Origin of the sequence: Microcoleus sp. B13-B6, assembly GCF_036705405.1 — a bacterium.
GTDB lineage: Bacteria > Cyanobacteriota > Cyanobacteriia > Cyanobacteriales > Microcoleaceae > Microcoleus.
Window position 1 is genome coordinate 2,745 of record NZ_JAUBUJ010000143.1, and the last position, 8,645, is coordinate 11,389.

General features: G+C 48.4%; 8 protein-coding genes. 6 read left to right on the top strand and 2 right to left on the bottom strand.

The features are described 5' to 3' along the window. A partial coding sequence (locus QUB35_RS35805; RefSeq protein ID WP_333147340.1) for a hypothetical protein occupies positions 1-282 on the top strand: 282 nt, incomplete at its 5' end. 155 nt (positions 283-437) lie between these two features. After that, a complete protein-coding gene (locus tag QUB35_RS35810) occupies positions 438-593 on the top strand; it encodes a hypothetical protein (protein WP_333147342.1) in 156 nt (51 codons plus the stop codon). Here the strand turns inward: QUB35_RS35810 and QUB35_RS35815 are convergent. Both QUB35_RS35815 and QUB35_RS35820 read right to left on the bottom strand, forming a co-directional pair. After that, entirely contained in the window at positions 578-1,348 is a 771-nt protein-coding gene (locus QUB35_RS35815) for an ABC transporter permease (protein ID WP_333147345.1), read from the bottom strand. The genes QUB35_RS35810 and QUB35_RS35815 overlap by 16 nt on opposite strands. 14 nt (positions 1,349-1,362) lie before the next feature. Continuing rightward, positions 1,363-2,190, bottom strand: coding sequence for an ABC transporter ATP-binding protein (locus QUB35_RS35820; RefSeq protein ID WP_333147347.1), 828 nt, complete (start codon positions 2,188-2,190; stop codon positions 1,363-1,365). 383 nt (positions 2,191-2,573) lie between these two features. On the opposite strand from QUB35_RS35820, the gene QUB35_RS35825 reads away from it, so the two are divergent. From QUB35_RS35825 to puuE, 4 genes are all read left to right on the top strand, one after another. Next, positions 2,574-3,698: an ABC transporter substrate-binding protein gene (locus tag QUB35_RS35825; protein ID WP_333147349.1), complete on the top strand. Its 1,125-nt coding sequence runs from the start codon at positions 2,574-2,576 to the stop codon at positions 3,696-3,698. Positions 3,699-4,139: 441 nt separating this feature from the next. Further along, positions 4,140-6,182, top strand: a complete 2,043-nt coding sequence (locus QUB35_RS35830) for an iron uptake porin (protein WP_333147351.1) — start codon at positions 4,140-4,142, stop codon at positions 6,180-6,182. A gap of 507 nt (positions 6,183-6,689) precedes the next feature. After that, positions 6,690-7,418, top strand: coding sequence for a GntR family transcriptional regulator (locus QUB35_RS35835; protein ID WP_333147353.1), 729 nt, complete (start codon positions 6,690-6,692; stop codon positions 7,416-7,418). A gap of 234 nt (positions 7,419-7,652) precedes the next feature. Then, complete coding sequence (puuE, locus tag QUB35_RS35840) at positions 7,653-8,558, top strand: allantoinase PuuE (RefSeq protein WP_333147355.1); 906 nt, start codon at positions 7,653-7,655, stop codon at positions 8,556-8,558. Positions 8,559-8,645 lie beyond the last annotated feature (87 nt).

Consider the following 8,645-nt stretch of genomic DNA (forward strand, 5'->3'; position numbering starts at 1 on the left):
GCATCTTGCCTGTTGCTGTGGAACAGGCATCTTGCCTGTTGCTGTGGAACAGGCATCTTGCCTGTTGCTGTGGAACAGGCATCTTGCCTGTTGCTGTGGAACAAATATCTTGCCTGTTGCTGTGGAACAGGCAAGATGCCTGTTGCTGTGGAACAGGCAAGATGCCTGTTGCTGTGGAACAGGCAAGATGCCTGTTGCTGTGGAACAAATATCTTGCCTGTTGCTGAGTGGCGGGCAGGATGCCCACCCCACAAGAAAATTCAATCTTTGCCCCATGCCTAAGTCAATATCACCCGATCGGGGGATACTTCCCGCCGAAAAAGTTCTATAATAGTATCATAAGGCACAGAAAAAGATTCGGACATACCAAATAAAGCTGGTATGGTGACAGGTTTCCATGTGCCTCCCAGAAAAACAACAATCTTGGAGGCAAAGTTATGACATTCTTCAATCGCCAACTAACCAAAAAATCCCCCGCGCCAGTACCTGTAGAAGACATCAAACAGCCTGGGCACGAAGAACCTTTAGGCCACTTGCACCCCAATTTCCGGCAGTGGGTTTGGTTGAATCCATCCCATCAGCGCGCCCAGTAAATCAGGTATTTCTCAGCAGCAGCAAACAAGCTGTAAAGTACGGTTCCCATCACAGCCAAAACCATCAATCCTGCAAAACCTAAAGGCACGTCAAAGTTAGAACTCGCGGTGACAATTAAGTAGCCGAGGCCTTTGTTGGATGCTACTGTTTCCGAAATTACAGCGCCGACAAAGGCGAGGGAAATTGCTACTTTTAGGGATGCAAAAACGTAGGGTAAGGTGTGGGGGAACCCGACTTTTTGGAAGATTTCGATTTGCGATGCACCGAGCGATCGCATCACATCTTTCATCTCGGGTTCAACTGTATCCAATCCCAAAGCTACGTTAACTGCGATCGGGAAAAATGCCAGCAAAAAAGCAGTCAGAATTGCCGGCACCGTACCGATGCCAAACCACAGCGCAAACAGCGGCACTAATGCGACTTTCGGTACAGTATTGAACCCAACTAATAGCGGGTACAGAACTACATAGGCAATCCGCGAATACCCGATCAGAAACCCCAGCACTATGCCAGCTACAATGGCTATGCAAAAACCCGCTAAAGTTGTAAACAAAGTTTGTCCCGAGTTTTCGATCAGTGCTTTGCTTTGAGTTAAAGTGGCGGCGATAATTGCAGAAGGTGCGGGCAAGTTGTAAGGGGGAATTTTTAATAGCAATACCAGAATTTCCCACAGCACGAACAGCAAGATTGTAGCAGCAATTGGCATCACAATGCTTGCTGTTTTTGAGCGAGCAAATTTCTCTAACTTATCCATTGCTTTCTCGTTTTTTAATTGCGGTGAATGTGGCGGCGCAGTTCTGCTACGATGTGGTTGAAGTCATCCGACAGGATCATATCTAGATTAGTGGGACGCGGCAGGTTGACTTTGACTTTATAGACGATCGAACTCGGGCGCGGGCCCATTACATAAACAGTATCCGATAAGAAAACTGCCTCGCGCAAATCGTGAGTGATCAGGATGCAAACGCACTTCACCCGCATCCACAACTCTTGCAGCATCACCCACATTTCCTCGCGGGTGAAAGCATCTAACGCCCCAAAAGGTTCGTCTAACAGCAGTATTTCCGGCTGGTGAATCAAGCCCCGACACAGGGAAGCCCTCTGCCGCATTCCTCCCGATAATTGCCAGGGAAACTGTTTTTGAAAGTCTTGCAATCCGACGGTAGCTAACAATTCTTGGGCTTGGCGCACGAACTTTTCGCGCCGCTGAGGATCTTTAAATTCCCGCTTGTAAGGCTGCACTACTTCCAGCGGTAAAAGTACGTTGTCGAGGGTATTTCGCCAAGGCAAAAGCACGGGATTTTGAAAGGCAATGCCGACATTTTTAAGCGGTTTGGCAATCTTTTTGTCGCGAATCCGAATTTCGCCGATCGGCGCTGGAGACAGCCCGGAAACCATCCTCAAAATCGAAGTTTTACCGCAGCCGCTGGGCCCCACAAAGGACACAAATTCTCCTTGGGCGATCGACAGCGAAATCTCGTCAATAATTCGCCTCGGTTGGCCGTCAACTCGATACTCTAAACCCACTCGATCGAATTCCAACAGAGTCGGTTCTTGCGTTTCGATCGCATTTGTTAGCATTTTAGGCTGTACCACAGTTAGTCTAACTCCTTTCTTTAGTATAAACTCCGCCGTATCCTGTATACACAAATGGTTTCCAAATTTATATATCTATTTATTCTTGATATTTGGAAATTTTGCTGTATCCGAAAATACAAACTTTTGGACGAGCGATCGGGTAAGCGAGCGCAACATTACAGTTAGGGCAAATATCAACTTGTCTATTTGATTGTGGTTTGACAAAAAACTAAAAACTGTGTTTCTGTATACAGTCAGCCAATTAATTTGAGCATACCGTATACAAGAAACCCGATCGCTGCTTAACTTTGAGGCGAAATCCGCAGAGATGGGCGAGATCCTTTGGTGCGCTAGATAGGTTTTTCCTTCGGTTTGTTGTCCAAATAGCAAGGTTTTTTTTCATGAAAAATACGTGGTTAGGACGATCGCTATCCCTAATGCCGATCGCAGCGCTACTAATTCTGAGTAGCTGCCAATCCCAGCAGCCGAATGCCGCAACTACCCCTGCATCAGGGGGAGCAACTGCAACAGCAACAGCCGCCGACACCGCACAGAAACGCACCATCAAAGTCAATCCATCTTGGCTGCTGCAAGGCGACAACGCACCGCTGACAATGGCGATCGACAAAGGCTATTTCCCAGCCGAAGGATTGGATGTCAAAATCGAGCGGGGCTACGGTTCCTCTGATACAATTACTAAAGTAGCAGCAGGCCAATTCGAGATTGGATTTGGCGATATTTACTCGATGATGGAGTTCAACGCCAAAAATCCCAACGATCCAGTAGTAGCAGTTGCAGTACCTTACAATCGATCGGCATTTTCAATTGTCACCCTCAAGTCGAGCAACATAGCAGATCCGAAAGGATTAGTCGGCAAAAAGCTAGGAGCTCCCGCAGGAGATGCACCGCGCAAATTGTGGCCGGTATTCGCCCAAAAAACCGGAGTGCAAGCCGATTCGGTAGAGTGGATTACAATGGAACCGAAGCTGCGCGAAACCTTATTAATCAAGGGCGATGTCGATGCGGTAAGCGGTTTTGCAACCACGATCGTCCCTGCGCTAGAAAAAGCAGGCAAAAAGCCGGAAGATATGAATGTATTTTACTACACCGAGAACGGCTTAGATTTGTACGGAAATGCGATCGTGGTTAAAAAAGCCTTTTTAGACCAGAATCCCGAAGTAGTAAAAGGATTTTTGAGAGCGTATTTTAAAGGACTCCAAGATACCTTAAAAGATCCGACAGCCGGATTGGAATCGGTGGTAAAAGCTGGAGACAGCTTGATGGACAAAAATGCGGAAAAGCGGCGCCTGCAAATTGCTTTAGAAAGGCTGTACATCACTCCCGAAGTTGAAAAAGTTGGCTTGGGCGGAGTCGATCCAGCTCGTCTGGAAGCGACAGCAAAACAAGTAGCAGAAGTCTTACAGATTGAAGCTCCCCCAGTTAATAAGATAGTTGATGAGAGCTTTTTGCCTCCGAAAGAAGAGCGGGCTTTACCTGCTGCGGCCGATCGCAAACCGCTGACTTAAAAGAGCGAATACAGCGTATTCCAGGTTGATGAAATGTAGGGACTTAGGCTCAGCTCATTGGTGACAAGTTAACCCTAAAACCCTTGCTCAATCTCGTTTTTACCCAGTCCAGATCCCCCTAAATCCCCCTTCTTAAGGGGGACTTTAAAACTCTTGCTCCCCCCTTTTTAAGGGGGGCTGGGGGGGATCTTAGAGTTTGAAAACACGCCCTAGAGGGGATCTAGATTTAATAGTCAAACAGCAGTCTCTGACTGGGTTTGACGTTAAGTTGACACGAAGAAGGGATCTTGAAGTGTCCCTACAGAGAGCTAACGATGTGGGGTTTACTTCATAAATGTCGTATCTGATGTATTTTGCCGTTGTCCGAGATTGTTCGGTTAAAACCGCTCCTTGTCAAACAAAGTCCGCCTGCATGGACTAAAAAATTACGGTGTGAGGATAATGTCTAAATTTTTGTTTTTCCAAATTGTGCTGACAGCAACGCCAGCCTTTTTTTGTATTAATCTGCTGCATTCTCCTGGAATTTATGCGGCGGAAACTTCCGTTTCAGAAAGCGAGGAAGCAACAGCCCCGACAGCAGAATTACCTGTAGCAGAATTGCCTGTCGCACCAATTGACACACAGATAAATTCTGCGGAAAAACCAGAAACAACCGCTGATATCGAAGTCGAAAAAGTGGCGCAAGCTGAGAATATTTCCGTCGCGACCGACAGCGAACAAATTGCCGAAATTCCTCAAAATAGCGAAATAAAGCAGACAGAAACAGCAGCCCAAGCATCCAGCGAATCGAGCATATTAGCCGAGTCTATTCAAACGCCGGAAGAGCCGGCAACTATCGCCGACATCCAACAAACAGACAGCCTGGAAATAAACGATGCTGCCGAAATAGAGCAAGTCACCTCAGTTTCCCAACTCAGCGATGTCAAGCCTACAGATTGGGCATTTCAAGCACTGCAATCCTTAGTTGAGCGCTACGGCTGCATAGCAGGATATCCCGACGGCACCTATCGCGGAAATCGAGCCATGACACGCTACGAATTCGCCGCCGGTTTGAATGCGTGTCTCGATAAAGTTGCGGAGTTGGTAACAGCAGGAACCTCGAATTTAGTCAAAAAAGAAGATTTACAAAAACTCCAAAAACTGCAAGAAGAATTTGCGGCAGAACTAGCAACGCTGCGCGGTAGAATCGATGTATTAGAAGCCCGCACGGCGGAGCTAGAATCGAATCAATTTTCGACCACAACGAAACTGAATGCTACGGTTTGGTTCAACCTGACATCAGCATTTCCCACAGGCGATATCACCGCAGAACGCAGCCGCACCGCCCCAAACAGCCCCTTTGCTCCCCCAACTCGCGATGCCAACAACCGACCGACTCGCGTTGAGCGGGGGCAACCAGAAACTACTTTTAGCTCCTACGCTTTCTTGACGCTTAATACTTCGTTTACAGGCAAAGATTCGCTGGTGACTCAGTTAGTTGTCGGCAACGGCAACTCACCCGCAAACGAACTGGTATCGGCGGGTTTTTACAACACTTGGGGAACGCCGTTTTTAGATCAAACTGGCGTACCCACGGCTAATACTGTGGGAATTCGCGAGATGTCTTACACGTTTCCGGTGGGAGATAAAGTGCAAGTTTCCATCGGGCCGCGATTGAATTATTATCGGTATTTTGACGGCAATCGCTTCACGTTCTTTCTGAGGGGAGCCACGAGTTTTAACTCGAACGGAAGTACGCTGTTAAATGCAGTCGATCGCGGATCGGGCGCTGCTGTCACTTGGCAAGTTGCCAAACCGCTCAGGTTTACGGCTGCTTATATGGCTGAAAATACCGAATTTTTGAATCCTGCGGTATTCAATACGGCTAGCAATCCCAGCGATGGTTTGTTCAACAGTACAAACACGATGACAGCGCAGTTGGAATACGCCCCCAGCAACTCTTTCAATCTGCGGCTGCTTTACGCGCGATCGAGCCTCAAACCTTATAACGGATTCATCGGCGGCGCAGTGGGCGAACCGCTGCCTTACGGCTATGCAGATGACGGTTTCGGGGGCAGAGTTAGAGACTCCGGCGCCGATACTTTTGTGGTCAATTTTGATTGGTTGCTGAGCCGGAATTTCGGTTTGTTCGGGCGCTATTCCTACGGACAACTTGAGGTAAATCCGGTAAATCGCGATCGCTCTGGCGGAGATATTAAGGTACAGTCTTTGCAAGTCGGCATGGGATTTCCCGATTTGGGAAAAAAGGGGGCGCTGGGCGTGCTTTCATTTGTGATTCCCCACGATTACATATCGGGCCGCAGATTTTTGCTCTCCGGCGGGGGAAATGGAGGAACTCAGTACGAGGTAGAGGGTTCGTACTACTACCCGCTTACTAATAATATTGCGATCGTCCCGGCATTTTATGCTATCTTTAATGCCAACAACTTTGATGGCAACCCGACTGTATTTGTGGGAAATCTCCGCACTCAGTTTAGCTTTTAACCAAGGGGTGGGGGCGGGTTTATTTAGATTGTCTGCGCCATTTAAAACTGTAGGTGAACCCGCCCCTACAGGATTGACGATCGTGGTGTTATTGGGTAAATCTTAACCGAAATATTGCACCATTCCCATGACCTGTAGGGGCGGGTTCACCAATAGCCTTAAATAGTACAAACAGGTAAAATAAACCCGCCCCCACCCCACAAATAGCCCTCTATTAACATTACTCATTTAAAACCGAATGTCTTCTATCAGGCTCTTGTTTAAACCCCTGCCGTACTGCGTCCAAGCGCGTGGTTGTTGACACCTGCGGCCAAAGCCGCGCGTCCCCAAAAATATCACCTGCAATCTATACCTACCTGCTACATCAGCGTCAATGTGCTGTATCATTGATAATGAGTCAGCCAAAACCTCCTGATTATCTAACATAAAAATCTGAGAGATAAGGCTGAATCAACAAGTTTTAACAAAACTAAACTAACTCTATTTTAAACAGAAGGATAACTGATTTTGGCTTTGTCATTTCGCGCGATTCGCCGCACTCAATCCCTCCACGAACAAACTTACCAAGCTCTCCGAACTGCTATCCTGTCGGGGGAATTAGCAGGGGGAGAACGCCTGATCGAAACACAACTGGCCCAAATGCTAAACGTCAGCCGAACTCCGGTGAGAGAAGCTTTGTGCCAACTGCAGCGAGAGAATTTAGTGACGGCAGATCCGCATCACGGATTGCGCGTCGCTACGCTGTCGATCGCCGATGCGGCGGATCTTTACGATTGTCGCATCGCTTTGGAACAATTATCGGCCGCCGGGGCGAGTCAAAATGCGACACCGACTCAATTAAAACAACTAGAATCGATCGTCACTCAAGCAGAAAATAACACGCCCGCGCGATCGGGCGAACTGACAAACTATCAATTGCTGTACGCAGATTACCAATTTCACCGCTTGCTAGCGCAAAGTTCCGCTAATTCTTGGTTGGTAACTCTGTTAGATCAGGTGTTTGACAAAATGATATTAGTGCGGCTGCGCACAATGGAATACAATCCGGGAGTATTGGAAATCCGCAGCGAACACCGCCGCATTTATCAAGCTGTAATCGAACAAAATGCAGCCGCCGCAGAGCGAGCAATTAAAGAACATTTAATCGCCAGCAAAGCGCGGGTAATTAAAGAAATTCAGGAAATAGAACAGGAACACGGCAAGATAGATACAGCATCTGCCAGGTTTATGAAGTAGGGACACGGTACTGCCGTGTCCCTACGGCGGGGAGAGATCGATCTGGGTGTTCTTCATAAACGTGGAATCTGCTATAAGTTAAAATAAGTGCGATCGTACAATTAAAAAAAATCACCTTTCCCGATCGCCACAGCAAAAACGTCAATTATTGCATTTTCCCTCTTCCTGATTCCCGATCTCCGTTACATCCGTTAAATCCGTCGAGCGAATCCGTTGCCGAACTTCCTTCTACTTATGCCAGCAAATTATCCGCGAGAATTAATCGGTTACGGGCAAAATCCCCCCGATCCTAAATGGCCAAATCGATCGCGCGTAGCCGTACAATTTGTAATTAATTACGAAGAAGGCGGAGAAACCTGCATCCTGCACGGAGATGCGTCTTCCGAAACATTTCTCTCAGAAATTGTCGGGGCCGTCCCCCTATCGGGACTGCGCCACATGAACATGGAATCCTGTTACGAATACGGCAGTAGAGCCGGTTTTTGGCGGCTGCACCGGATGTTTGTTTCCAGGGGAATACCGGTCACAGTGTACGGGGTAGCGATGGCCTTAGAAAGGCATCCAGAAGCAGTAGCAGCGATGTTAGAAGCGGATTGGGAAATTGCCAGCCACGGCTACCGCTGGATCGATTATAAGTATTTTGGAGAAGAAGCGGAACGGGAGCACTTGCAAAGGGCGATCGACATTCACACGCAAGTTACCGGCAGCCGTCCCCTCGGCTGGTATACCGGGCGCACGAGCCCCCATACTCGCAAGCTAGTAGTGGAGGAAGGCGGCTTTCTCTACGATGCCGACAGCTACGCGGATGATTTGCCTTACTGGGTGTACGAGTGCAACAGGCCCCACTTGGTAATTCCCTATACCCTCGACAACAACGATATGAGGTTTGCCACAAGTCAGGGGTTTAATTCCGGCGATCAGTTTTTTGCTTACCTGCGGGATGCCTTCGACTTACTCTACTCCGAGGGCGAGACAGCGCCCAAGATGATGAGTGTGGGGCTGCACTGCCGTTTGGCGGGGAGGCCCGGGCGGGCGGCGGCTTTGGGGCGTTTTTTGGATTACGTGCAGCAGCACGAAAAGGTGTGGGTATGTCGCCGCATCGATATTGCCCGACACTGGCACGAACATCACAAGCCGTAGCATTTTCAAGAACAGGCTTTCCGGCCTGTTCCACAAGAAATGAATTTTTTTGTGGGGTGGGCGTCTCGCCCGCCCAAACAAACAGGC

Excerpts from the sequence above, each read along its gene's own strand:
- QUB35_RS35810 (WP_333147342.1), top strand. The coding sequence starts at position 438 with ATGACATTCTTCAATCGCCAACTAACCAAAAAATCCCCCGCGCCAGTA.
- QUB35_RS35815 (WP_333147345.1), bottom strand. The coding sequence starts at position 1,348 with ATGGATAAGTTAGAGAAATTTGCTCGCTCAAAAACAGCAAGCATTGTG.
- QUB35_RS35825 (WP_333147349.1), top strand. The coding sequence starts at position 2,574 with ATGAAAAATACGTGGTTAGGACGATCGCTATCCCTAATGCCGATCGCA.
- QUB35_RS35830 (WP_333147351.1), top strand. The coding sequence starts at position 4,140 with ATGTCTAAATTTTTGTTTTTCCAAATTGTGCTGACAGCAACGCCAGCC.
- puuE (WP_333147355.1), top strand. The coding sequence starts at position 7,653 with ATGCCAGCAAATTATCCGCGAGAATTAATCGGTTACGGGCAAAATCCC.